This window comes from Nioella sp. (assembly GCF_964229645.1).
Classification (GTDB): domain Bacteria; phylum Pseudomonadota; class Alphaproteobacteria; order Rhodobacterales; family Rhodobacteraceae; genus Nioella.
This window is the reverse complement of the sequence record NZ_CAXREX010000191.1, coordinates 1-21,512: the sequence shown is the minus strand read 5'-3', so window position 1 is coordinate 21,512 and position 21,512 is coordinate 1. Positions and strand designations below refer to the sequence as shown.

General features: G+C 64.7%; 23 protein-coding genes. 8 read left to right on the top strand and 15 right to left on the bottom strand.

Annotation, left to right across the window (positions count from 1 at the left end; translation table 11 throughout):
• From dusA to ACEQXV_RS13065, 3 genes are all read left to right on the top strand, one after another.
• Positions 1 to 702, top strand: a 702-nt coding sequence (gene dusA / locus ACEQXV_RS13075) for a tRNA dihydrouridine(20/20a) synthase DusA (protein ID WP_370269571.1), incomplete at its 5' end; no start/stop codon positions are given.
• 67 nt (positions 703 to 769) lie between these two features.
• Positions 770 to 1,594: a sulfite exporter TauE/SafE family protein gene (locus ACEQXV_RS13070; RefSeq protein ID WP_370253315.1), complete on the top strand. Its 825-nt coding sequence runs from the start codon at positions 770 to 772 to the stop codon at positions 1,592 to 1,594.
• A complete protein-coding gene (locus tag ACEQXV_RS13065) occupies positions 1,591 to 2,370 on the top strand; it encodes a hypothetical protein (protein ID WP_370269569.1) in 780 nt (259 codons plus the stop codon). Before ACEQXV_RS13070 ends, ACEQXV_RS13065 begins: the two co-directional genes overlap by 4 nt.
• Before the next feature lie 110 nt (positions 2,371 to 2,480).
• Here the strand turns inward: ACEQXV_RS13065 and ACEQXV_RS13060 are convergent, their stop codons facing one another.
• The 9 genes from ACEQXV_RS13060 to ACEQXV_RS13020 all read right to left on the bottom strand — a co-directional run bounded on the left by ACEQXV_RS13060 (position 2,481) and on the right by ACEQXV_RS13020 (position 9,384).
• A complete protein-coding gene (locus tag ACEQXV_RS13060) occupies positions 2,481 to 3,788 on the bottom strand; it encodes a branched-chain amino acid ABC transporter permease (protein ID WP_370255035.1) in 1,308 nt (435 codons plus the stop codon).
• Positions 3,785 to 4,795: a branched-chain amino acid ABC transporter permease gene (locus tag ACEQXV_RS13055; RefSeq protein ID WP_370269567.1), complete on the bottom strand. Its 1,011-nt coding sequence runs from the start codon at positions 4,793 to 4,795 to the stop codon at positions 3,785 to 3,787. The genes ACEQXV_RS13060 and ACEQXV_RS13055 overlap by 4 nt, the downstream gene beginning before the upstream one ends.
• Positions 4,796 to 4,861: 66 nt before the next feature.
• A complete protein-coding gene (locus ACEQXV_RS13050; protein ID WP_370269565.1) occupies positions 4,862 to 5,236 on the bottom strand; it encodes a hypothetical protein in 375 nt (124 codons plus the stop codon).
• Entirely contained in the window at positions 5,233 to 5,676 is a 444-nt protein-coding gene (locus tag ACEQXV_RS13045; protein WP_370255030.1) for a hypothetical protein, read from the bottom strand. Before ACEQXV_RS13045 ends, ACEQXV_RS13050 begins: the two co-directional genes overlap by 4 nt.
• 1 nt (position 5,677) lies before the next feature.
• A complete protein-coding gene (locus ACEQXV_RS13040; RefSeq protein ID WP_370269563.1) occupies positions 5,678 to 6,076 on the bottom strand; it encodes a hypothetical protein in 399 nt (132 codons plus the stop codon).
• Between the two features lie 18 nt (positions 6,077 to 6,094).
• Complete coding sequence (locus tag ACEQXV_RS13035) at positions 6,095 to 6,502, bottom strand: hypothetical protein (RefSeq protein ID WP_370255028.1); 408 nt, start codon at positions 6,500 to 6,502, stop codon at positions 6,095 to 6,097.
• A gap of 2 nt (positions 6,503 to 6,504) precedes the next feature.
• Positions 6,505 to 7,335, bottom strand: a complete 831-nt coding sequence (locus tag ACEQXV_RS13030; protein WP_370269561.1) for an ABC transporter ATP-binding protein — start codon at positions 7,333 to 7,335, stop codon at positions 6,505 to 6,507.
• A complete protein-coding gene (locus ACEQXV_RS13025; RefSeq protein WP_370255037.1) occupies positions 7,332 to 8,114 on the bottom strand; it encodes an ABC transporter ATP-binding protein in 783 nt (260 codons plus the stop codon). The genes ACEQXV_RS13030 and ACEQXV_RS13025 overlap by 4 nt, the downstream gene beginning before the upstream one ends.
• An 85-nt stretch (positions 8,115 to 8,199) precedes the next feature.
• Positions 8,200 to 9,384, bottom strand: coding sequence for an ABC transporter substrate-binding protein (locus tag ACEQXV_RS13020; RefSeq protein WP_370269559.1), 1,185 nt, complete (start codon positions 9,382 to 9,384; stop codon positions 8,200 to 8,202).
• 207 nt (positions 9,385 to 9,591) lie between these two features.
• Between ACEQXV_RS13020 and ACEQXV_RS13015 the strand changes: the two genes are divergently transcribed.
• Positions 9,592 to 10,359, top strand: a complete 768-nt coding sequence (locus ACEQXV_RS13015; protein ID WP_370269557.1) for an HpcH/HpaI aldolase/citrate lyase family protein — start codon at positions 9,592 to 9,594, stop codon at positions 10,357 to 10,359.
• Positions 10,356 to 10,802 carry a YaiI/YqxD family protein gene (locus ACEQXV_RS13010; protein WP_370255229.1) on the top strand — a complete coding sequence of 149 codons (447 nt, stop codon included), beginning with the start codon at positions 10,356 to 10,358 and terminating at the stop codon, positions 10,800 to 10,802. The genes ACEQXV_RS13015 and ACEQXV_RS13010 overlap by 4 nt, the downstream gene beginning before the upstream one ends.
• 150 nt (positions 10,803 to 10,952) lie before the next feature.
• Here ACEQXV_RS13010 and grxD read toward each other — a convergent pair whose 3' ends face one another.
• The 5 genes from grxD to ACEQXV_RS12985 form a co-directional block, all read right to left on the bottom strand.
• Positions 10,953 to 11,312 (bottom strand): Grx4 family monothiol glutaredoxin, encoded by a 360-nt coding sequence (grxD, locus tag ACEQXV_RS13005; protein WP_370254365.1) that lies wholly within the window; start codon positions 11,310 to 11,312, stop codon positions 10,953 to 10,955.
• Positions 11,313 to 11,360: 48 nt separating this feature from the next.
• A complete protein-coding gene (locus ACEQXV_RS13000; RefSeq protein ID WP_370254366.1) occupies positions 11,361 to 11,597 on the bottom strand; it encodes a BolA/IbaG family iron-sulfur metabolism protein in 237 nt (78 codons plus the stop codon).
• Between the two features lie 127 nt (positions 11,598 to 11,724).
• Positions 11,725 to 13,884: a phosphoribosylformylglycinamidine synthase subunit PurL gene (purL, locus tag ACEQXV_RS12995; protein WP_370269555.1), complete on the bottom strand. Its 2,160-nt coding sequence runs from the start codon at positions 13,882 to 13,884 to the stop codon at positions 11,725 to 11,727.
• Between the two features lie 76 nt (positions 13,885 to 13,960).
• A complete protein-coding gene (locus tag ACEQXV_RS12990; protein ID WP_370254369.1) occupies positions 13,961 to 14,434 on the bottom strand; it encodes a GNAT family N-acetyltransferase in 474 nt (157 codons plus the stop codon).
• A 218-nt stretch (positions 14,435 to 14,652) separates the two neighbouring features.
• Positions 14,653 to 15,558 (bottom strand): LysR family transcriptional regulator, encoded by a 906-nt coding sequence (locus ACEQXV_RS12985; RefSeq protein ID WP_370254370.1) that lies wholly within the window; start codon positions 15,556 to 15,558, stop codon positions 14,653 to 14,655.
• Positions 15,559 to 15,736: 178 nt separating this feature from the next.
• Between ACEQXV_RS12985 and ACEQXV_RS12980 the strand changes: the two genes are divergently transcribed.
• Positions 15,737 to 19,138, top strand: a complete 3,402-nt coding sequence (locus ACEQXV_RS12980) for an indolepyruvate ferredoxin oxidoreductase family protein (protein ID WP_370269554.1) — start codon at positions 15,737 to 15,739, stop codon at positions 19,136 to 19,138.
• A 69-nt stretch (positions 19,139 to 19,207) separates the two neighbouring features.
• On the opposite strand, the gene ACEQXV_RS12975 is transcribed toward ACEQXV_RS12980, so the two are convergent.
• Positions 19,208 to 19,435 carry a sulfurtransferase TusA family protein gene (locus ACEQXV_RS12975; RefSeq protein WP_370254140.1) on the bottom strand — a complete coding sequence of 76 codons (228 nt, stop codon included), beginning with the start codon at positions 19,433 to 19,435 and terminating at the stop codon, positions 19,208 to 19,210.
• A gap of 94 nt (positions 19,436 to 19,529) precedes the next feature.
• On the opposite strand from ACEQXV_RS12975, the gene ACEQXV_RS12970 reads away from it, so the two are divergent.
• The gene (locus ACEQXV_RS12970; RefSeq protein ID WP_370269553.1) at positions 19,530 to 20,279 is read left to right on the top strand and encodes a cytochrome c biogenesis CcdA family protein; all 750 of its coding nucleotides are present in this window, start codon (positions 19,530 to 19,532) and stop codon (positions 20,277 to 20,279) included.
• Positions 20,280 to 20,343: 64 nt separating this feature from the next.
• The coding region (locus ACEQXV_RS12965; RefSeq protein ID WP_370269551.1) for a hypothetical protein at positions 20,344 to 21,512 on the top strand (1,169 nt) is incomplete at its 3' end.

Genomic DNA, 21,512 nt, shown 5'->3' with positions numbered 1-21,512 from the left:
CCTTCGGACCGGGTTCAGTCGGGCTCTTTCGGGGCTGTGCTGATGGAGCGTCCGGGCCTCGTGGCCGACTGCGTTGCGGCGATGATCGCGGCCAGCCCGGTCGAGGTCACGGTAAAGTGCCGGATCGGGGTGGATGAACAGGATCCCGAACAGGTGCTGCCCGAATTTCTGCGCATCGTGTCAGATGCCGGCGTCACGCGCTTCACGATCCACGCGCGAAAGGCCTGGCTTCAGGGGCTGAGCCCCAAGGAACACCGCGATATCCCGCCGCTCGACTATCCGCTGGTGCATCGCATGAAAGCCGTGTTTCCCGGGCTTGACCTGTCGATCAACGGGGGCGTCACCACTCTGGACGAGGCCGAGGCCCATCTGGCCGCGGGCATGGATGGCGTCATGATCGGGCGGGCCGCCTATCACACGCCCGCAGATGTGCTGCTGGAGGCCGATCGCCGGATCTTTGGCGAGACGGGGCCTGCACCAACCGCCCACCAGGTCGCCGAGGCCATGCTGCCCTATATCGAGGCCCATATCGCGGGGGGCGGGCGTCTGAACCAGATCACCCGGCATATGCTGGGGCTTTTCGCGGGCCGTCCCGGTGCGCGACACTGGAAGCGTATCCTGTCGGAAGAAGCCCACAAGGACGGGGCTGGCCCCGAGGTCGTGGAACGCGCCCTGTCGGCGGTTCTGCAATTCGCCGCCTGAGGCCGCTTTTCATTCCTTCCGGGCTCTGGTTAAGTCGCGCAGGCGAACCGCGCGAGGGAACAATCACATGGCCGATTTTACCCAATACCTGCCGCTTCTGGGGCTGATCCTTGTGATCGGGGCCTTCGCGGGCGTTGTCGCGGGGCTATTGGGCGTGGGGGGCGGGATCATCCTCGTCCCGGCCTTCTACTTCGCCTTCTCCTCGCTTGGCTACGACACGCCGGACCTCATGCAGATCTGCCTGGCCACCTCGCTGGCCACGATCGTCGTGACCTCGGTGCGCTCGGTCATGGCGCATAACCGCAAGGGCGCGGTGGACTGGGAGATCCTGAAAAGCTGGGGGCCGGGTATTGCCATCGGGGCCGCGCTTGGCGTGGTGGCGGCGTCTGGCCTGCGCTCCGAGGTGCTGATGGGCATCTTCGGGGTGCTGGGTGTCTGCGTCGGGCTCTACCTCGCCTTCGGGCGCGCCGACTGGCGGCTTGGCGACGAGATGCCGGGCGGCGTGGCAAGGGCGACCGTTTCGCCCGCCCTGGGCTTCCTGTCGGTTCTGATGGGAATTGGTGGGGGCAGCTTCGGCGTGCCGCTGATGACGCTCTACAACCGGCCCATCCACCGGGCGGTGGCGACGGCGGCGGGCTTTGGTGTCATCATCGCGGTGCCCTCCGTTCTGGGGTTCCTGATGGTCGGCGGGCAAGGCGAGGGGCGGCCGCCCTACACGGTTGGGCAGGTGAACCTGATCGCCTTCGTGATCATCGTGGCCATGACCCTTATCACGACCCCATGGGGGGTGAAACTGGCCCACGCGATGGACCCCAAGCCGCTGAAACGTGCTTTCGCGGTCTTCATCATGATCATGGCACTCAACATGCTTCGAAAGGCCTTCGGGTTTTGAGCTGGCTTTCTGCCGGGTACCAGGTCTTCGGGCCGGACCCGGAGGTTGCCGAATGGCTGGAAACGGCGGGGCCAGCGGCGCTGGCCTGTGCCCGTGATCCTGATTTGCGCGCCCGCTGGCTGCGCCACGGGGGCACGTGGTTTGCAGGCGTGAACGTTTTGGGAAACAACGCCGCTGGCCGGGTCGGGGGGGCGCCCCTGCGGGGCGCGGCACTCAGGGCGGCAGAGGAGGTGACAGGGCCTCTGGCGCTCGATCCCGGTCAGGTTTCGGTGACCTATCCGGGCTATCCAGGGCAGGACGCGGGCGAAAGCGATGCGGCGCATCGCTTTCGCGCCCGGCGGGATGCGGCGCACCTCGACGGGCTTTTGCCCGTTGGTCCTGACCGGCGGCGCATGCTGAAAGAGCCGCATGGCTGGATCCTCGGCCTGCCGGTGACGGATTGCGGGGCAGGGGCTGCGCCGCTGGTGGTGTGGGCGGGCAGTCACGATCTGATGCGCGCCCGCCTTGGCGCGGTTCTGCGAGACCATCCTCGCGAGGCCTGGGACGAGGTCGATCTGACCGACGCCTATCACGCCGCGCGGCGCGAAGCTTTCGAGAGCTGTCCGCGCCGCGAACTCACCGCGCGCCCGGGCGAGGCGCTGCTTCTGCACCGGTTGGTCCTGCATGGGGTCGCCCCCTGGCAGGCGGGGGCCGGGGCCCCGCCGGAGGGACGCGCCATCATCTATTTCCGTCCTCATCTTCCCGGGGGCATCAAGGATTGGCTGTGCCTGCCGTAGGGCAGGGATGACGCCTCGACTTGTTATGAAAAAAGGGCCGTCACCGGCCCTTTTCCATGCGCGCTTTGAAAAGCGCGCCATGCCTTGCGTTGCCGCAAGGCCCCGTTCGCCTAGCGTTCCGGGATCAGCCCGCGCGGGTTGAAGCGCAGCATCAGGAGCAGGAAAAGCCCCATTGTCAGCAGTCGCATATGCGCCGCCGAGTCGATCAGGTGCTGGCGCAGCGCGCTGTCTTCGGCCAGACCCATGGTGATCGTCTGCATCAGCCACAGGCCGATCGGTTCGACCATGATCCACAGCCACCAGATCAGGAACCCGCCCAGGACCGAACCCCAGTTGTTGCCCGATCCACCCACGATCACCATCACCCAGATGAGGAAGGTAAAGCGCAGCGGGTTGTAGGTGCCCGGCACCAGCTGCCCGTCGAGAGTGGTCATCATCGCGCCCGCCAGGCCGCAGACGGCAGAGCCAAGAACGAAAATCTGCAAATGCCGCTTGGTGACGTCCTTGCCCATGGCCTCCGACGACACCTCGTTGTCGCGGATCGCGCGCATCATCCGTCCCCAGGGCGACTTCAGCGCCATTTCCGACATCCAGATCAGGATGAGCAGCACGGTCGCGAACAGCGCCGCGTAGGACAGCTTGACCGTGATTGACGAGAAGGTCACCGGGTCGGCGCCGATCCGGTCGGCCAGCGACAGGAACCACTCGGCGCTTTGCAGGTCGATTTCGTAGGGCACGGGGCGGGGCAGGCCGGTCACGTTCTTCACGCCGCGGGCCAGCCAGTCCTCGTTCTTGAGAACCGCCAGGATGATCTCGGCAATGCCAAGCGTCGCAATGGCCAGGTAGTCCGAGCGCAGGCCAAGCGCGGTCTTGCCCACGATCCAGGCCGCGCCCGCCGCGAAAAGACCGCCCACGGGCCAGGCCAGGATGATCGGCAGCCCAAGCCCGCCAAGATAGCCCGTCAGCGCCGGATCGACGCTTTCGATCGCATCGCGGGCGGGATCGAAGATCGCCCGGTAGACCATGAAACCCACGATCAGGATGGCCAGCAGCGCCACGACGCGCACCAGCCCCTTGGGAAGACGCATCCAGGCCATGATCGCAACCACGATGGAGCCCGCACCCACAAGCAGCGCCAGCAGGACACGCGGCCCGCCAGCGGACCAGGCCTCGCCCACGGGTGGCATGGAAACGAGCACCGCGGCCAGCCCGCCAAGCGCGGTGAAGCCAAGGATACCGACGTTGAACAGGCCCGCGTAGCCCCACTGCATGTTCACGCCAAGCGCCATGATGGCCGAGATCAGCCCCATGTTGAAGATCGTGAGCGTGGTGTTCCACGACTGCATGAATCCGGTGCCGATGAAAAGCGCGGCCACCAGGGCAAAGAAGAGGACGGGTTTTGCGTTTGCGCTGCTCATACCGATTTCCCCTTGAAGAGCCCGGTGGGCTTGAACAGAAGCACGATCAGCAGGATCGCGAAGCTGACGGCGAACTTGTAGTCGGTCGACAGAAGCTGAAGCAGCCCCTCAGGCTCCCAGCTTTCGGGCAGCAGGTGCTGCGCAAAGCGGCGGAAGGCATAGGTGACCGAGATCTCGGAAAACGCGATCAAGAAACCGCCCGCGATGGCGCCCAGGGGGTTGCCCAGACCACCCACGATGGCCGAGGCAAAGATCGGCAGCAGCAGCTGGAAATAGGTGAAGGGCTTGAAGCTCTTGGCGAGGCCGTAGAGCACGCCCGCCGTGGTCGCCAGCGCGGCCACGATCAGCCAGGTCACCAGCACCACGCGTTCGGGGTTGATCCCCGACAGAAGCGCCAGGTCCTCGTTGTCGGAAAAGGCGCGCATCGACTTGCCGGTGCGGGTCTTGTTGAGAAACCAGAAAAGCAAGATCACCGCGATGAGCGCCACCACCACGGTGATGCCCTGGCTGGTGCGAATGGCCAGCGCCTCGCTCAGCCCGGTCATCTCGCGGAAGGTGCGCGCCGAGATGATGAAGCGTTCACCATCGGCAAAGCGCTGGTCATCCACCCCAATGATGAAGCGCACCAGCCCGTTCATGATGAACATCACGCCAAGCGACGCGATCACGTAGATCACCGGCTTGGCCTTTTGCTGGCGGTAGAAACGATACACCACCCGGTCGGTGCCGATCAGCAGCAGCGACGTGGCCGCGATGCCGACCGGCAGCGCCAGGAGCGCCGTGGGCAGCGGCCCGAGCGATACGCCCGCCGCCTGGAGCGCCCAGGTCACGAGGATTGTCACCATGGCGCCAAAGGCCATCGTGTCGCCATGGGCGAAGTTCGAGAACCTCAGGATGCCATAGATGAGTGTCACGCCAAGCGCGCCAAGCGCCAGCTGCGCGCCATAGGCGGTCGCTGGCACGATGACGAAATTGGCGAGAACGATGAATGCGTTCAGGATGTCCAAGTCACATCTCCTCGCAGGGTCGGAATTTGTCGGTCGCGGCGGTTCGCGCCGGGGTGATCGGTCGGGTCATCCGCTGGCCCTCTCGCAGGCGCCGAAGCCCTGGGTGGGCGCGGTGGCCGGGTCGGTTGCATGCACGCTGTAGATCGCCCGCCCGTCGGGGTAGAGCGTGAAGAGCGCGCTTTCGGTGCCGGGGGCATGCAAAGCGAAGGATTGCACATCCGCGCCCGCAGGCATCAGTGCCAGCCCCTCGATGCCCTCTGCCTCGGAACTGAGAAAGATCCAGGCCCCGGCCTCGGCAGAGCGGGCGATTTCGATCTCGGCTTCTGCGGGCGCGCAGCCGCCCGCCGTGCAGGTCACGTCGAAGCGGCACAGGTAGCCCTCTTCGGCCTGCGCGGGCAGGGCCGCGACGAAGAACAGGGATATGAGAGCGGACTGCCTCACTCGCTTGCCTCCTCCGCCGAGCGGTCGGCGCATACGCCGTAGCCCGTCACGCTGCGCGGGCGCAGATGCGGTTGGTGCAGGGTGATGACGATCTCGCCCGCCCCGGCCAGAGTCACCAGCTGCACGGCCTGCGTGTCGGCACCTGCGCGCATCAGGCTGATGACATCGGTGGGCTCCAGCGAGCCTTCGGGCGCGGGCAGGTCGGCGGCCAGGGTGAAGTCTGACGGCAGGTCATCGCCGAATTCGACGCTCCACTGTCCGTCTTCGCCCTCGGCAATCTGAACCGTCTGCTCCCACTCGGTGCAGGGCGAGGCCTCGATGCACAGGATCACCATGGTGCAGGACAGGCGGTCCGCGCCTTCGGCGGCGTCCTGGGCGAGCAGGGGGGATGGGAACAGGCAAAGCGCGGCAAGCGCGGCGAAAGCGGAACGGACGGTCACGTTAAAGAACCTCGCATTGGCCACGGGCGGTTTCCTGGGCAGGACCGGATCCGGGCAGGGAAAACTGGCGCAGATGCAGCGCCGCGCCGGTGTCGAAGACCGTCAGCAGAACGGCCTCTTCGTATCCGGCAGACAGGAAATAGGACATGGGCGTATCGGACGGGGTCACGTCCTCGACCGACAGGGCAAAGCCATCGTAGCTGAACCACAGGCCCGCCTCGTGGTCGATCGGGGCCACCTCGACGGAAAAGGTGCGCGCGGCGCAGTCGGGCAGGGCGGAGATCGCGCAATCGACGGTAAAGAGGCAGTAAAGCGGACGCATCACGCCCTGCGCCTGCACAGGCCCGGCCATCGCGGCCGCGCCTGCCAGCGCCAGAACTGCCCGTTTTCCCCCCGTCACGCGATCCGTCCCCCAAGGCTACTTGCTGGCGCCGCCCGCACCGCCACCGCCGGTGGTTTCGGAGCAGGTGCCGTTCAGGCGGTAATGGATCAGGCTGTCGCCGATCGCCATGTTGCCGGTGTAGATGATCTGCCCGGCCTCGGTGATGGTGCCCAGTTCCACGCCCGCGGAATTGGTGAAGAAGAAATGCATCGCCCCGTCGCTTTCGACCACGGAGCCGTCAAAGAAATTGCCCTCGCGCTGCTCCATCTCGCCCGCGCCGGTCTGGGCGTTGAGCGTGAAGTTGTAGGGAATGTTCTCGGGCTGGCAGTTGCCGCCGTCCTGCCGGCAGGCCTCGGTCATGGTGCAGCGGAACGTGCGGTCCTGCGCCATGGCGGGGGCGGCCATTGCGGCCGAAACGAGAGCAAGGGAAAGGATCTTGTACATGATTAACCTCCAAGAAATGACTTGCGCACCTCCGGATCGGCCAAAAGGGCCTTGCCGGTGTCCGTGTAGGCATTGCGGCCTTGCACGAGGACATAACCCTTGTCTGCAATTTCAAGGGCTTGGCGGGCGTTCTGCTCCACCATGAGAATCGAGATGCCGGTGCGGGCGACCTCGATGATCCGGTCAAAAAGTTCGTCCATCACGATGGGGCTGACCCCCGCCGTGGGTTCGTCGAGCATCAACAGCTTGGGCTGGGTCATAAGCGCCCGGCCAACCGCGACCTGCTGGCGCTGACCGCCAGACAATTCGCCCGCAGGCTGAAGCCGCTTTTCCTTCAGGATCGGGAACAGCTCGTAGACCTGCTCCATCGTGCCGCGGAAGTCGTCCTCGCGGATGAAGGCGCCCATTTCCAGGTTCTCTTCCACCGTCCTCGAGGTGAAGATGTTCGAGGTCTGCGGCACGAAGCCCATTCCCTTTGCCACACGCGCCTGCGGAGTCAGGTGGGTAATGTCCTCGCCATCCAGCACGACCCGGCCCTTGCGCAGGTTCAGCATGCCGAAAACGGCCTTCATCGCGGTCGACTTGCCCGCGCCGTTGGGGCCGACGATGACCGCGATTTCCCCCTTTTCGACCGACACCGTGCAGTCATGCAGGATGTCGGCACCCTTGCCGTAGCCGCCGGTCATCGCCTCGCCGATCAGGAAAGGCTGGCCTGCGGCCGGGGTGGTCTTGCTGCCCTGGCCCTTGGCCGGGGTCAGGGTGCCGATCCCGTCGGGATTTCCGATCGAGCGGTCCTTGTTGCCGCGATCGTCCTGGTAGGGATTGCCGCTCATGCGTCCACCTTGTCCTTGTTCTTGAGACCGGTGCCCAGGTAGGCCTCGATCACGTGCTCGTTGGCCTTGATCTCGTCCAGCGTGCCTTCCGCCAGCACCTTGCCCTCGGCCATACAGATGACCGGGTCGCAGATCTTGCCGATGAAATCCATGTCGTGCTCGATCACCACGAAGGTGTAGCCACGTTCCTGGTTGAGCCGCTTGATCGCGTCCGCGATGGTGTAAAGCAGGGTCCGGTTCACGCCTGCGCCCACCTCGTCCAGAAAGACGATCTTGGCGTCGACCATCATCGTGCGACCCAGTTCCAGAAGCTTCTTCTGACCGCCAGACACCTCGCCCGCCTTCAGGTCGGCGATATGGGAAATGGTCAGGAATTCAAGCACTTCGTCGGCCTTGGCGCGCAGCGCACGTTCCTCGTCAGCGATCCGCTTGCGCCCGAACCAGGTGTTCCACAGGCTTTCGCCCGACTGCCCGCCCGGAACCATCATCAGGTTTTCCCGGCAGGTCATCGAACTGAATTCATGCGCGATCTGGAAGGTGCGCAAGAGCCCCTTGTGGAAGAGCTCGTGCGGCGGCAGGCCGGTGATGTCCTCGCCATCCATCTCGACGCGGCCCGAGGTGGGCTGCAACACCCCCGCGATCACGTTGAACAGCGTGGTCTTGCCCGCGCCATTGGGGCCGATGAGCCCGGTGATGGAACCTTCTGCGATGCTCAGGCTTGCGCCATCGACGGCATGGAAGCCCCCGAAATGCTTGTGCAGGTCATGGACGGTAATCATGTGCCGGAACGGGCCCCCCGATGGTCCTTAAAGGAACAGCCCGGCAATGACCGGGCTGTCCGTTAGCGTGTTCAACAGGATCGGATCAACGATAGCGTGCGGTGACGATCTCGCCGCCCTGGATCTCGATCTCGCGGTAGTTACCGGCGGATTCACCCGGGCCGATCAGTTCGACCGCGGTTGCGCCTTCGTAATCCACGTCACCGCCAGCGGCGATGATTTCCAGCGCGCGCGCCAGTTCACCCGGCTGGATGACTTCACCCGGAGCGTTGGCGATGTCCATGATGTGGCCGGCATAGTCGCCCGGGTTCGAGGACCCGGCCGCAGCCATCGCCATCATCATCAGCGCGGCGGCGTCGTAGCTTTCAGCCGCGAAGGGCGAGGTGCCATCGAAGCCGGCTTCGGCGGCCATGCCCTGGAAGAGCGCTGCGCCGTCCGAGTCGGTGCCCGGATGCTGACCGAAGGAGCCGTCGATCTGGTCGCCGAAGTTGTCGACCAGCGCCTGGCTGACCATGCCGTCGGGGAAGACGAAGGTGTCGAAGGCGCCCGAGTCGAGCGCGGCCTGGATGATGCCCGAACCACCCTGGTCGACATAGCCCGCCACGACGAGCGCAGCACCACCGGCAGAGGCCAGTGCGCCCACTTCCGCCGAGTAGTCGGCGCGACCGTCTTCATGCGCAGCCACCAGCGTCACGGTGCCGCCCATTTCGGCGAAGGCTGCGGCGAAGCTGTCTGCCAGGCCAAGGCCGTAGTCGTTGTTGGTGTAGGTCACGGCGACCTCGGTGATGCCGCGATCCATCAGAACTTCCGACATCACCACACCCTGACGCGCGTCAGAGGGGGCGGTGCGGAAGAACAGGCCGTTGTCTTCGACCAGCGACAGTGCCGGCGAGGTGGCCGACGGCGAAATCATGACCATGCCATTGGGCAGCGCCACGTTCGACAGGATCGAGGTGGTCACGCCCGAGCAGTCCGCGCCCATGATGCCTGCCACGCCATCGGCGGTGATCAGACGTTCGGCGGCAGCCTGTGCTGCGGCAGAATCGATGCAGGTGGAGTCAGCACGCACCGACACCACGTTGCTGCCATCGAGGATACCGCCGGCGGCGTTCACTTCGGCCATGGCCAGTTCTGCACCAGCAGCCATGTTGGGGGTCAGCGATTCGATCGGGCCGGTGAAGCCCAGGATCACGCCGATGCTGATGTCTTCGGCATAGGCCGCACCAGCAAGAACTGCGGTGGCCGCAGAGGCCAGCAGAAGCTTCTTCATAGTAGTCTCCCTATTGGACGTTTTATCCTTGTGTCCGCAGGTTATTCCGGGTTTGTGGGATTGAAAAGGGCCGAAATGGACCCTTTGCGCAAAGGGAATGCGTGTTCGGAACGAAAAAGGCAAATGGCCCGGACGCGCCTTCCAAATCGGACCGATTCCCTACAGGATCGGGGCAATCCGGCAAGTTGACCAAGGGGAACCCAGGCGATGCCCGCACCGAAAAACCTTCTCAAAGAGCGCCTGGCGCGCGGCGATCTGCAACGGGGCATCTGGCTCAATCTCGGCTCTGCCCTGGTGGCCGAAATCGCCGGGCGGTCGGGATTCGACTGGTGCCTGGTCGATGGCGAGCACGGTCCGTGGGACCCGGTCTCGATCCGCGATCAGCTGATCGCCATTGCCGCGACGCCCGCCCAGGCCGTTGTGCGCGTGCCCATGGCCGAGGACTGGATTCTCAAGCAGGTGCTCGACCTTGGCGCGCAAAGCGTGCTGGTGCCGATGATCGACAGCGCCGAGGAAGCCCGCGCCGTGGTGCGCGCCTGCCGCTATCCGCCCGATGGCGTGCGCGGGCAGGGGGCGCTGGTGGCGCGTGCCTCGGGCTTTCACGAAGCGAAGGATTACACCACCAACGCCAATGACGAGATCTGCGTGCTGGTCCAGGCCGAAAGCCGCGCAGCCCTTGGCGCGATCGAGCAGATTGCCGCCGTGGATGGTGTCGATGGCATCTTCATCGGCCCCGCCGATCTCGCCGCCGATATGGGCCATCGCGACGATCCCGGCCATCCCGAGGTGCAGACGGCCATCGCCGAGGCCATCGCGCGCATCCGCGCGGCCGGGCGCACGGCGGGGATCATCCTCGGCACACCAGAAGCGCGGGCCGAGGCGGTCCGGCACGGCGTCAATTTCATCGGCATGGGCGGCGAGGCGACGCTTCTGGCCGAGGCCCTGCGCGCGCTCGGCGCCGAACGCCCCGCATGATCCTGGTCGATGCCGATGCCTGCCCGGTCAAGCAAGAGGCGATCCGCGTGGCCCTGCGCCATGGCCAGGTGATCGTCTTCGTCGCCAACCAGGGCCTGCGCCTGCCCGATCACCCGCTGGTCAGGATGTTCACGGTATCCGACGGGTTCGATGCCGCCGATGACGCCATCGCCGCCGCCTCCGGGCCGGGCCACCTGGTCATAACCGCCGACATCCTGCTGGCCGAGCGCTGCCTCAAGGCCGGGGCCGAAGTGCTCGACCCCAAAGGGCGCCCCTTCACGCTCGACAGTATCGGCGGTCAGATCGCCACCCGCGCCATCATGGCCGACCTGCGCGCCGGGCTGGAGGGGCAGGGGATCGGCGGTCAGAAGCCCTTTTCCAAGGCCGACCGCAGCCGCTTTCTCGACGCCATGGAAACCACATTGCGTCGCCTTTCGGCCTGAGCCCGCTTCATTGTTCCCAAAATATCCCGGGGGGCGTCGCCCAGGGGCGACGGGGGGCAGAGCCCCCAGGCATTTTCCGCGGCGGAAAATGAGACGCGGCCCAGAAGGGCCGCGCGGGTCGCCCCCGAGGGGGGCGAAACCGATTGTGGCTTAAGCGTTGGCTTCGCGGATCTTGTCGGCGGCGTCCTTGGAGTAGCCCACGCCCTTGGCGTCGAAAAGCTGGTCCAACTCGCCCGAGAGCGTCATCTCGGTCACGATATCGCAGCCGCCCACGAACTCGCCCTTCACGTAAAGCTGTGGGATGGTCGGCCAGTCGGAGAAGTCCTTGATCCCCTGGCGGATCTCGTCATCGGCCAGCACGTTCACATCGGCGAACTCGACTCCCATGAAGTTGAGGACACCCGCCACGCGGCTGGAAAAGCCGCATTGGGGCATCATCTTGGTGCCCTTCATGAACAGCACCACGTCGTTGCCGTCGATGGTTTGCTTGATCTGGTCCTGTGCGCTCATCTCAGCGTTCCTTGATGTCCTGGTCTTTAGTGGAGGCCCGTCCGGGCCTTATTGCGGTGCCTTCGTGGTCAGCGCCAAAGCATGCAGATCGCCCGCGGGGCCATCCATCTTGCCCTTCAGCGCCGCGTAGACCGCGCGCTGCTGCTGGACCCGGTTCATGCCCTTGAAGCTTTCATCCTCGACCTGAGCGGCGAAATGCGCGCCGTCATCGCCTTCGACGATGATCTTGGCATTGGGGAAGCTTTCCCGGATCAGATCCTCGATTTCGCGGGCCGTGATGGGCATTGTGGGCATCTCCTGTCTCTCGTCCCAGATGTAGTCCGCGCCCAAGCGTCCCGCAAGGGCGCGGGCGCGGAAGGATCTTTAAAGATCCTTTGCAAAAATCTGCGCAGATTTTTGCCCGCGCCCAAGCTTACCCGAGTTTCGCGGCAAAGGCGCCGCGATAGAGGGCTGAAAGCTCTGCCAGCGGGGCTTCGGACCCGCCCATGCGCACCACGTCGCCGCCGAAGCGGCCCACGGTTGCGATCGGCACGCCGGCCTGGCCTGCGGCCACCATCAGCGCTTCGGCCTTGTCGAAGGAACAGGCGATGAGGTAGCGCGCCTGGTCTTCGCCGAAAAGCGTCGGCGTGTCGCCTGCATCGAGGGTCACGCCGGTGCCCGAGGCCTCCGCCATCTCGAAGGCCGCCAGCGCAAGACCGCCATCGGAGAGGTCCGAGCACATGTCGATGAGATCGCGATTGGTACGGATGAAGTCGCCGTTACGCTTTTCAGCCTCCAGGTCCACATGCGGTGCGTCGCCGTCTTCGCGGCTGAACACCTCGTAGAGCAGCGCCGACTGGCCCAGGTGCCCGGCGGTTTCGCCCACCAGCACGGCCACGTGCCCGTCGCGCGCGGTGCCGCCAATGAGGTCGGCCACGTTTTCCAGCAGCCCAACGGCCCCGATCGTGGGGGTGGGCAGGATGCCCTTGCCGTCGGTCTCGTTATAAAGCGAAACGTTGCCCGACACGATCGGCATGTCGAGCGCCGCCACGGCCGCGCCGATGCCTTTGATCGCGCCCACGAACTGGCCCATGATTTCCGGCTTTTCGGGATTGCCGAAATTGAGGTTGTCGGTTGTGGCGAGCGGCAGGGCGCCCGTGGCGGTGATGTTGCGATAGGCCTCGGCCACGGCCTGCTTGCCGCCCTCGAAGGGGTTTGCCTTGACGTAGCGCGGCGTCACGTCCGAGGTGAAGGCCAGCGCCTTGTCGGTGCCATGCACGCGTGTCACGCCCGCGCCAAGCCCCGGCGCACGCACCGTGTCGGCCATGACCATGTGGTCATATTGCTCGTAGACCCATTGCTTGGCCGCGTAGTTGGGCGACCCGATCAGCGCCTTCAGCCCGTCGATCGCGTCGACACCCGGCACCGGCTCCATCTCCGCTGCGGCCGGTGTTTCCACCCAGGGGCGGTCGTATTCCGGCGCGGTCGAAGACAGTTTCGACAGCGGCAGATCGGCCATGACCTCGTTGCCGTGGATGATGAGGAAGCGGTCCTCTGGGATGGTTTCACCCACGATGGCAAAATCGAGGTCCCACTTTTCGAACACGGCGCGCGCCTCGTCCTCCAGGTCGGGATTGAGCACCATCAGCATCCGTTCCTGGGATTCCGACAGCATCATCTCGTAGGCGGTCATGTGGGTTTCGCGCTGCGGAACGTGGTCGAGGTTGAGCTGGATGCCAAGCCCGCCCTTGTCGCCCATTTCCACCGCCGAACAGGTCAGCCCGGCGGCGCCCATGTCCTGGATGGAGATGACCGCGCCCGTCTGCATCAGTTCCATGCAGGCTTCCATCAGGCGTTTCTCGGTGAAGGGATCGCCCACCTGCACCGTGGGGCGCTTTTCCTCGATCGTGTCGTCGAACTCGGCGCTGGCCATGGTGGCCCCGCCAACCCCGTCGCGGCCTGTCTTGGCCCCGAGATAGACCACGGGCATGCCGACGCCGGAGGCGGCCGAGTAGAAGATCTTGTCGCTGTCGGCGAGCCCGGCGGCAAAGGCGTTGACCAGGCAGTTGCCGTTATAGGCGGGGTGGAAGCGCACCTCGCCGCCCACGGTCGGCACGCCGAAGCAATTGCCATAGCCGCCGATGCCTTCGACAACGCCATGCACCAGCTGGCGGGTCTTGGGGTGATCCACCGCGCCGAAGGACAGCGCGTTCATCGCCGCGATGGGGCGCGCGCCCATGGTGAAGACGTCGCGCAGGATGCCGCCCACGCCGGTCGCTGCCCCCTGGTAGGGTTCAATGTAGGAGGGGTGGTTGTGGCTCTCCATCTTGAAGACCACGGCCTGCCCGTCGCCGATGTCGATCACGCCCGCATTCTCGCCGGGGCCGCAGATCACCTGCGGGCCATCGGTGGGCAGGGTGCGCAGCCATTTCTTCGACGACTTATAGGAACAGTGCTCGTTCCACATGGCCGAGAAGATGCCCAGTTCGGTGAAGGTGGGCTCCCGACCGATGATCTCCAGAATGCGCTCGTATTCATCGGGGCTCAGCCCGTGCGCGGCGATGATGTCGGGCGTGATGGCCGGTTCCTGCATGTCGTGATATCCCCCGGGGGTAAGTCGCTTGGCGCCTCTTTAGGGCAAGCCCCGGGCGGGGAAAAGGGGTGAGAGGTCACAGGGGGCGGCGAAAGGTGAATGAGGTCGCGCGCGGGTAGCCTTCGTGTGCGCTGGCCCCTACGAGGCCAAAGCCCATGGCGCGGAAGGTCCGCTGGTTTTCGACCAGTTCAACCCGCGTTTGCAACTCAAGCCCCGCAAGTCCCCGACGCAGGGCTTCCTGCGCTGCAGCATCCATGAGCCGCCGGGCCAGCCCTTGCCCCCGGAAATCGAGGTCAACTGCAAGCTTGCCTATATAGTAGTGAGTGCCCTTTTCATTGGCGAATAGGCAGGCAATGGGGCGCGAATTGCGGCGGAATAAAAACAGGTCTTCATCCCGGGCCTTTTCGCGCAGGGATTGTGCCGTCATGCGAGTCAGTGAAGAGGGCGGGTCGATCCGGCCTTCCATGTAGGCAAAGGCCCTGTTTAGCAGGGCCAGAAGCGCCTGCCAGTCGTCGAAATCGGATGGGTTGAGCTCTGCCAGATCGAACATGCTGCTTATTTATCCGGGCGTTAGACCAAAAAAAAGGCCGAGACGAATCTCGGCCAAAGTCCAACAGGGAGGTAGTGACCAGGCAGATGCATATCGCCCGTCACTGATGCTCAAATAGTCAGCGGTTTGGAATCGATCAAGGGATATTTCGCCGCATCGCCGCAAACCCGCTATGCACGTTGCACATGGCTCACACTTTTGGCGTGTGCAGCGGGGGGCTATTCGCCCTCCTGTTCGCGCCGCTTGCGGCGGTGCGCGATCACTTCATCGGTCACGAAATCGCGGAAGGCCTCGATGCGTTTCGAGTGACGCAACTCCTCGGGATAGGCGAGGAAGACGGGCACTTCGTTGCTTTCGACCTCGGGCAGTACGCGCACGAGATCGGGGAAGTCTTCGGTCAGGTAATCGGGCAAAAGCCCGATGCCAAGGTCATGGATCACACCCTGCAACACGCCGAAATAGTTGTTCACGGTCAGGAAGCTGCCCACGTCGTAGGACATGATCTCGCGCACCAGCAGCGCCCCGGCGCTGACCTGCGCAGAATGGGCGTTCTGGCTGATCAGGCGGTGACTGCCCAGATCGTCCAGCGTTGCCGGGGTTCCGTTGGCTTCCAGGTATGCTTGGGACGCATAGAGCTGCATGCGCACGCTCATCAGCTTGCGCCGGATCAGGTCGGCCTGGCTCGGTTCCTTCATGCGGATCGCCACATCGGCCTCGCGCATGGGCAGGTCCATGACCTTTTCTTCCAAGATGAGGTCGATCTTGAGCTGCGGATACTTGTTGTAAAGCTGCGGCAGGCGCGGCGCGAGCCAGAGCGTGCCGAAGCCAACGGTCGTCGTGACGCGCAGTTCGCCAAACACCTCTTCCTCGCTGTCGCGGATGCGCGCGGCGGCGGCATCGAGCCGCTTCGACATGGATCGCGTCGCGTCGAACAGCAATTCGCCCTGTTCGGTCAGGATCAGGCCGCGGGCATGGCGATGAAACAGCGTGGTGTTCAGGCTTTCTTCCAGCGCGCGAATCTGCCGGCTGACCGCAGACTGGCTCAGATGCAGGGTGTCGCCTGCATGGGTCAGGCTGCCGGCGTCGGCAACAGCATGAAAAATGCGCAGCTTGTCCCAGTCCATAGGGGGTACACTTTCACTTTTGGAAGAAAACCTGTTCGCCATGGCAAAGTAAGCAATTTGCCTTACAGTTCAATGTTGAAGTCGGGTCAATTGGTGCTGAGTGCGTGAAACCGTATTGAAAGGTCACAAATACTGACCTATAATGCCCGACGAACAGGCAGCCCACCGGGAGGGGAGCATGGGAATCGCGCAAGTCTCGCTGAAGGATCGCTTCGATCTGGAAAAGTCGCCCGTTCTTCTGAACGGCACGCAGGCGCTGGTGCGCCTGATGCTGGCGCAGAAATGGCGTGACCGGCAGGCCGGGTTGAACACCGCTGGCTTCGTGACTGGCTATCGCGGCTCGCCTCTTGGCGCGGTTGATCTGCAGATGACCAAGGCCGAAAAGGTGCTGAAGGCAGCCGATGTGCTGTTCCGTCCCGGTCTGAACGAGGACCTGGCCGCAACCTCGCTTTGGGGCGCGCAGCAGGCCGAGTTGCGCGGCGAGGGCAAGTTCGACGGGGTGTTTGGGCTTTGGTATGGCAAAGGGCCGGGTGTGGACCGCTCGGGCGACGTGATGCGCCACGCCAACATGGCCGGCACATCGCCCCATGGCGGTGTCATCATGGCCATGGGCGACGACCATACCGGCGAAAGCTCGACTGTTTGCCACCAGTCCGATTGGGCGATGGTCGATGTGCATATGCCGGTCCTGTCACCCGCAGGCGTGCAGGAGATCCTCGATTACGGGCATTACGGCTATGAGCTCAGCCGATTTGCCGGGGTCTGGGTCGGTCTCAAGACCATGAAGGACACGGTCGAAGCGACCTCCGTCGTCGATGGCCGCCCGGACCGCATGGCTTTCACGCGCCCCGATTTCCCGATGCCGCCGGGCGGGCTCAATATCCGCCTTGGCGATCACTGGATCGCGCAGGAAGAACGGCTGCTGGCCCATAAACGCTTCGCCGCTGAGGCCTTCGCGCGGGCCAACGGCATCGACAGGCGCGTGCTTGGCAAGGCCGGCGCCAAGATCGGTTTCGTCGCGGCGGGCAAGAACTGGCTCGACCTCGTGCACGCGATGGAACTCCTTGGCATCCATGAAGACGAGGCCGAGCGGCTTGGCGTCACCACCTACAAGGTGGGCCAGACCTGGCCGCTCGACATGAAGAGCTTCGGTGAATGGGCCGAGGGGCTGGAGCTGATCGTCGTTGTCGAGGAAAAGCGCAAGCTCATCGAGGTGCAGATCAAGGAAGCCATTTTCGACAACCGGCGCGGGCGTCGGGTATATGGCTACAAGGGTGGCAAGGGCGAGGTCCTGTTCCCGACCCATTACGCGCTCGACCCCAATGATATTGCCGTGAAACTGGGAACTATCCTGATCGACGAGGGCCGCGGCACCGACCGGATCAAGGCGGGCATCCAGCAGGTGACCGACGCCATGCGCGCCGACAATGCGCAGGACCTGGCGACGCGGCTGCCCTGGTTCTGCTCGGGCTGTCCGCACAATACCTCCACCAAGGTGCCCGAGGGCGCGCGCGGGGGCGCGGGCATCGGATGTCATTTCATGGCGAAGTGGATGGACCGCAATACCGAGGCCTTCACCCATATGGGCGCGGAAGGGGCGAACTGGGCTGGCGAGGCTCCGTTTTCCACCCGCAAACACATCTTCCAGAACCTTGGCGAGGGGACCTATAACCACTCCGGCATCCTGGCCATTCGCGCGGCGATCGCGGCGGGCACCAACATCACCTACAAGATCCTCTTCAACGATGCGGTGGCCATGACCGGTGGCCAGCATAACGAGGGCGACCTGGACCCGGCGCGCATCGCGCATGAAATCCGCGCCATGGGCGTGAAACACATCGCGCTCATCTACGACCCCAAGGAAGAGATTGATTTTTCAGCCTTTCCGCGCGACGTCGAACGCCATGAACGCGACGAGCTGATGGTCGTGCAGGAAAGGTTCCAGGACATCGAGGGCGTGTCCGCCATCATCTACGTGCAGACCTGCGCCGCCGAAAAACGCCGCCGCCGCAAGCGCGGCACCTTCCCCGATCCCGATCGCCGGGTCTTCATCAATACCGATGTCTGTGAAGGCTGCGGCGATTGCGGGGTGCAGTCGAACTGCGTGTCCATCGTGCCGGTGGAAACCGAGCTTGGCCGCAAGCGCGCCATCGACCAGTCGAGCTGCAACAAGGACTTTTCCTGCCTCAAGGGGTTCTGCCCCAGTTTCGTGACCGTGGAAGGCGGCAAGATCCGCAAGGAAGCCTCGGCAAGCGTCGATGTGGGCCATCTGCCCGCGCCCGATCTGCCCACGATCAGCGGCACCCATAACGTGGTGATCACCGGCGTTGGCGGCACCGGCGTCGTGACCGTGGGCGCGGTGCTGGCGCAGGCCGCGCAGCTCGACGGCAAGGGCGCCGGCATGATCGAGATGGCAGGGCTCGCGCAGAAGGGCGGCGCCGTGCATATCCACCTGCGTCTGGCCGAGCGACCCGAGGATATCAGCGCGATCCGCGTCGCCGTGGGCGAGGCAGATTCGGTCATTGGCGGCGATCTGGTGGTCTCTGCCGGGGCAAAGACGCTCGGCCTGATGACCACGGGGCGCAGCAAGGCCGTGGTGAATAGCCATGAGATCATCACCGGGGCCTTCACCCGTGATACGGAATTCCGTATTCCTGTGAGTGACTTGGAGATCGCTCTTCAAGCGCGTTTGGGGGATGGGTTGGCGCTGTTCGACGCCTCGGACCTGGCGCGCAAGCTGATGGGCGATTCCATCTTCTCCAACATGATGGTGCTGGGGGCTGCCTGGCAGAACGGTCTGCTGCCTCTCAGCCACGAGGCGATCCTTGGCGCGATCGAACTCAACGGCGCGGCGGTCGAGCGCAACAAGGAGGCGTTCGAACTGGGCCGGTGGGCGGTGCTGAACCCCGAAGAGGCCGCGCAACTGGGTGGTGACGTCGTCCAGATGCCCAAGCCGCTGGAGGAGCGTATCGCCTTCCGCGCGGCGCAGCTGGTGGATTACCAGGGCAAGCGGCTGGCCAAACGCTATCGCAAGCTGGTCGACGCGATCGAGGATACGCGCCTGCGCGAGGCCGTGGCCGTGGGCTATCACAAGCTGTTGGCCTACAAGGACGAATACGAGGTCGCCCGGCTGCATCTGCAAACCGAGGCCAAGGCGCGCGAGGTCTTCGAGGGCGACCTGAAGCTCAGCTACCACCTTGCCCCGCCGCTTCTGCCGGGGCGCGACCCGTCGGGTCGCCCCCGCAAGCGGCAATTCGGTGCCTGGATGGGCCGGGGGTTCCGGGTGCTTGCCAAGTTGCGCAAGCTGCGCGGCACGCCGCTGGACCCGTTCGGCTACACCGCCGAGCGCAGGATGGAACGCGGGCTGATCCGGCAATACGAGTCGGACATGGCGGGGATCCTGCGCGATGTCCGGCCGGAAACTCTTGATATCGCGGTTGAAATCGCCAATCTGCCCCGTCAGATCCGCGGTTATGGCCCGGTCAAGGAAGCCCATGTTGCGGCGGCCGCGAAACGTCGGGAGGAGCTATTTGCGGCCTTCCGGGCCGGTGGGGCGCCGCTGGCGACGGCGGCGGAATAAGGCGGGCAACTCCTGCGTCAGGCCCGTGGTGAGCGGAGCTTATCGACTATTTGGACCAAGAAGACGGGGTCAGGGCGCGCGAATCGTGAAGGCGGTGCCCTGGGCCTGATCCTCGGTCGATAGCAGCGTGGCCCCCTGTTCGGCGCAGAAATGGGGGATGTCGATCTGCGCCACGGGATCGTCGGCGAGAATCCGGATCACCGCGCCGGGACGGGCCGCCAGCAGCACCTTGCGCAGGCGCAGGACAGGAAGCGGGCACAAAAGCCCAAGGGCGTCGATATCGTGATCGGGGGTCATGGGATGCGCCTAGCGCAGGGCTGCGGCGCTTGTCCACGGGAATGTGAGACAGAGCGGGCTGGTCTTTTGCCGCGCGGCGCGGCAGGAAGGGGACATGTTCGGAATTGACCTCTTCGATGCGGGTTTGCTGCCTGCGATGTTCGTGGCCCTGACGGCGGGGGTGCTGAGTTTCCTCAGCCCCTGCGTGCTGCCCATCGTCCCGCCATACCTGGCCTATATGGGCGGGATCAGCATGAACGAAATGCAGGCGGGTGCAGGCCGCAGGCGCGCGGTTCTGGCAGCAAGCTTCTTCGTTCTGGGCCTGTCCACGGTGTTCGTGTTCCTGGGCTTCACGGCCTCGATCTTCGGGCAGTTCTTTTTGCAAAACCAGGACCTTCTGGCGAAGATCGCGGGCGCTGTCGTCATCGTCTTCGGTCTGCATTTCCTCGGCGTGTTCCGCATTCCGATCCTCGACCGCGATGCGCGCATGGATGCGGGAGACCGGGGCGGGTCGGCGCTTGGGGCCTATGTGCTGGGGCTGGCCTTCGCCTTCGGCTGGACGCCCTGCATCGGGCCGCAGCTTGGCGCGATCCTGGGCCTGGCTGCGGTTGAATCGTCCGTTGCGCGCGGCACGACGCTGCTGGCGGTCTATGCCATCGGGCTTGGGGTGCCCTTCCTGCTGGCGGCCATGTTCATCGAACGCGCCATGGGGCTGATGACGCGTCTGAAGCGGCACATGAAGCTGATCGAACGCATCATGGGGCTCTTGCTGATCGCCGTCGGGCTGATGCTGCTGACCGGTGCCTTCACCACGCTGTCCTTCTGGATCCTCGAAACCTTCCCCATGCTTGGCGAATTGGGCTGACCCGTCTTAGCCTTGCCCGAATTTCCCTGTATGCTGCGCCCGAAAGCCGGTGCAGAGTAGAGTTATGAGTGAGGCAAACGGCCAAGAGGTCAGGACCCGGCGGGTTCTTTACATTCCGGGCTTCGACCCGGTTCCGGCGCGCAAATACCGTGAACGCTATCGCCGTGGCGGCAGCGAGCAGGCCGGGATTTCGGGCTATCAGCTGACGATGGGGCCGCAACGGACCCAGGGCTATTACGGCTGGTCGGTGGACACGGTCATCGACGGGCAGGCAACGCAGGCGGATATCGAGGTTCTGGTCTGGGCCGATATCGTCAAGGACAGCATGGGCCACGGGATCGCCTCGACCTATTGGCAGCTTTTGCGCACGGCATGGGCCTATATCGGCTCGGGCGCGCTTTTCCGCCTGATGCGGCTCAGGAAAGGCCCGGTGATCGCGGCGCTCTACCCGGTTGTGCTGCTGCTGGCACAGGCGGTTTTCGCCGGGCTGATCGGGCTCTTGGCCTTCTTCGCGTTTGTCTGGGCAAGCGGCATGGTCGTCGGGCCCGCGGATTTCGGCTTTTCGCCCTATTTCATCGAGCGGGCCTGGGCAGGGGTCGGGCTGGGGGCCCTTGTGGCATGGGCCGTGCTTGGCTGGTTCAAGCGCCGCGACCCCTGGCTTGGCTGGTACCTGATGCATGACTATGCCTTCTCGGCCCGCCACGGGGGGGCTTACCCGCCTGCGCAGGAGGAGCGGATGCGCGCTTTCGCGGATCGGATCGCGGACGCGCTGTCCGAGGATGTGGACGAGGTGCTGGTCGTCGGCCATTCCTCGGGGGCCTATATGGCGGTGTCGCTGCTGGCCGATGTGATCCGGTCGGGCAGGGTGCCGGAGGGCGGGCCAAGGCTGGCGCTGCTGACACTTGGCCACGTGGTGCCCATGGTGTCTTTCCTGCCCAAAGCGGGGCGGCTGCGGTCGGACCTGGCGTTTCTCAGCACCCGCGACGAGATCACCTGGCTCGACGTGACCGCGCCGGGCGATGGTTGTTCCTTCGCGCTCTGCGATCCGGTGGCGGTGACGGGGGTCGCGCCGGAAGGGCAGCGCTGGCCGCTGGTGATTTCGGCGGCATTTACGAAGACGCTTGGCCCCGAGCGGCAGAAGGCCCTGAAATGGCAGCTGTTCGAGCTGCATTTCCAATATCTCAACGCGTTCGACCGGCCCGGGGATTACGACTATTTCCAGATCACGGCCGG

Bases quoted from the DNA above. Each gene is read 5' to 3' on its own strand.
- ACEQXV_RS13060 (WP_370255035.1), bottom strand. From the start codon at position 3,788: ATGAGCAGCGCAAACGCAAAACCCGTCCTCTTCTTTGCCCTGGTGGCC.
- ACEQXV_RS13015 (WP_370269557.1), top strand. From the start codon at position 9,592: ATGCCCGCACCGAAAAACCTTCTCAAAGAGCGCCTGGCGCGCGGCGAT.
- ACEQXV_RS12990 (WP_370254369.1), bottom strand. From the start codon at position 14,434: ATGTTCGATCTGGCAGAGCTCAACCCATCCGATTTCGACGACTGGCAG.
- ACEQXV_RS12985 (WP_370254370.1), bottom strand. From the start codon at position 15,558: ATGGACTGGGACAAGCTGCGCATTTTTCATGCTGTTGCCGACGCCGGC.
- ACEQXV_RS13010 (WP_370255229.1), top strand. From the start codon at position 10,356: ATGATCCTGGTCGATGCCGATGCCTGCCCGGTCAAGCAAGAGGCGATC.
- purL (WP_370269555.1), bottom strand. From the start codon at position 13,884: ATGCAGGAACCGGCCATCACGCCCGACATCATCGCCGCGCACGGGCTG.
- ACEQXV_RS13070 (WP_370253315.1), top strand. From the start codon at position 770: ATGGCCGATTTTACCCAATACCTGCCGCTTCTGGGGCTGATCCTTGTG.
- ACEQXV_RS13020 (WP_370269559.1), bottom strand. From the start codon at position 9,384: ATGAAGAAGCTTCTGCTGGCCTCTGCGGCCACCGCAGTTCTTGCTGGT.
- ACEQXV_RS12975 (WP_370254140.1), bottom strand. From the start codon at position 19,435: ATGACCCCCGATCACGATATCGACGCCCTTGGGCTTTTGTGCCCGCTT.
- grxD (WP_370254365.1), bottom strand. From the start codon at position 11,312: ATGAGCGCACAGGACCAGATCAAGCAAACCATCGACGGCAACGACGTG.
- ACEQXV_RS13000 (WP_370254366.1), bottom strand. From the start codon at position 11,597: ATGCCCATCACGGCCCGCGAAATCGAGGATCTGATCCGGGAAAGCTTC.
- ACEQXV_RS12970 (WP_370269553.1), top strand. From the start codon at position 19,530: ATGTTCGGAATTGACCTCTTCGATGCGGGTTTGCTGCCTGCGATGTTC.
- ACEQXV_RS12980 (WP_370269554.1), top strand. From the start codon at position 15,737: ATGGGAATCGCGCAAGTCTCGCTGAAGGATCGCTTCGATCTGGAAAAG.
- ACEQXV_RS13030 (WP_370269561.1), bottom strand. From the start codon at position 7,335: ATGAGCGGCAATCCCTACCAGGACGATCGCGGCAACAAGGACCGCTCG.
- ACEQXV_RS13035 (WP_370255028.1), bottom strand. From the start codon at position 6,502: ATGTACAAGATCCTTTCCCTTGCTCTCGTTTCGGCCGCAATGGCCGCC.
- ACEQXV_RS13025 (WP_370255037.1), bottom strand. From the start codon at position 8,114: ATGATTACCGTCCATGACCTGCACAAGCATTTCGGGGGCTTCCATGCC.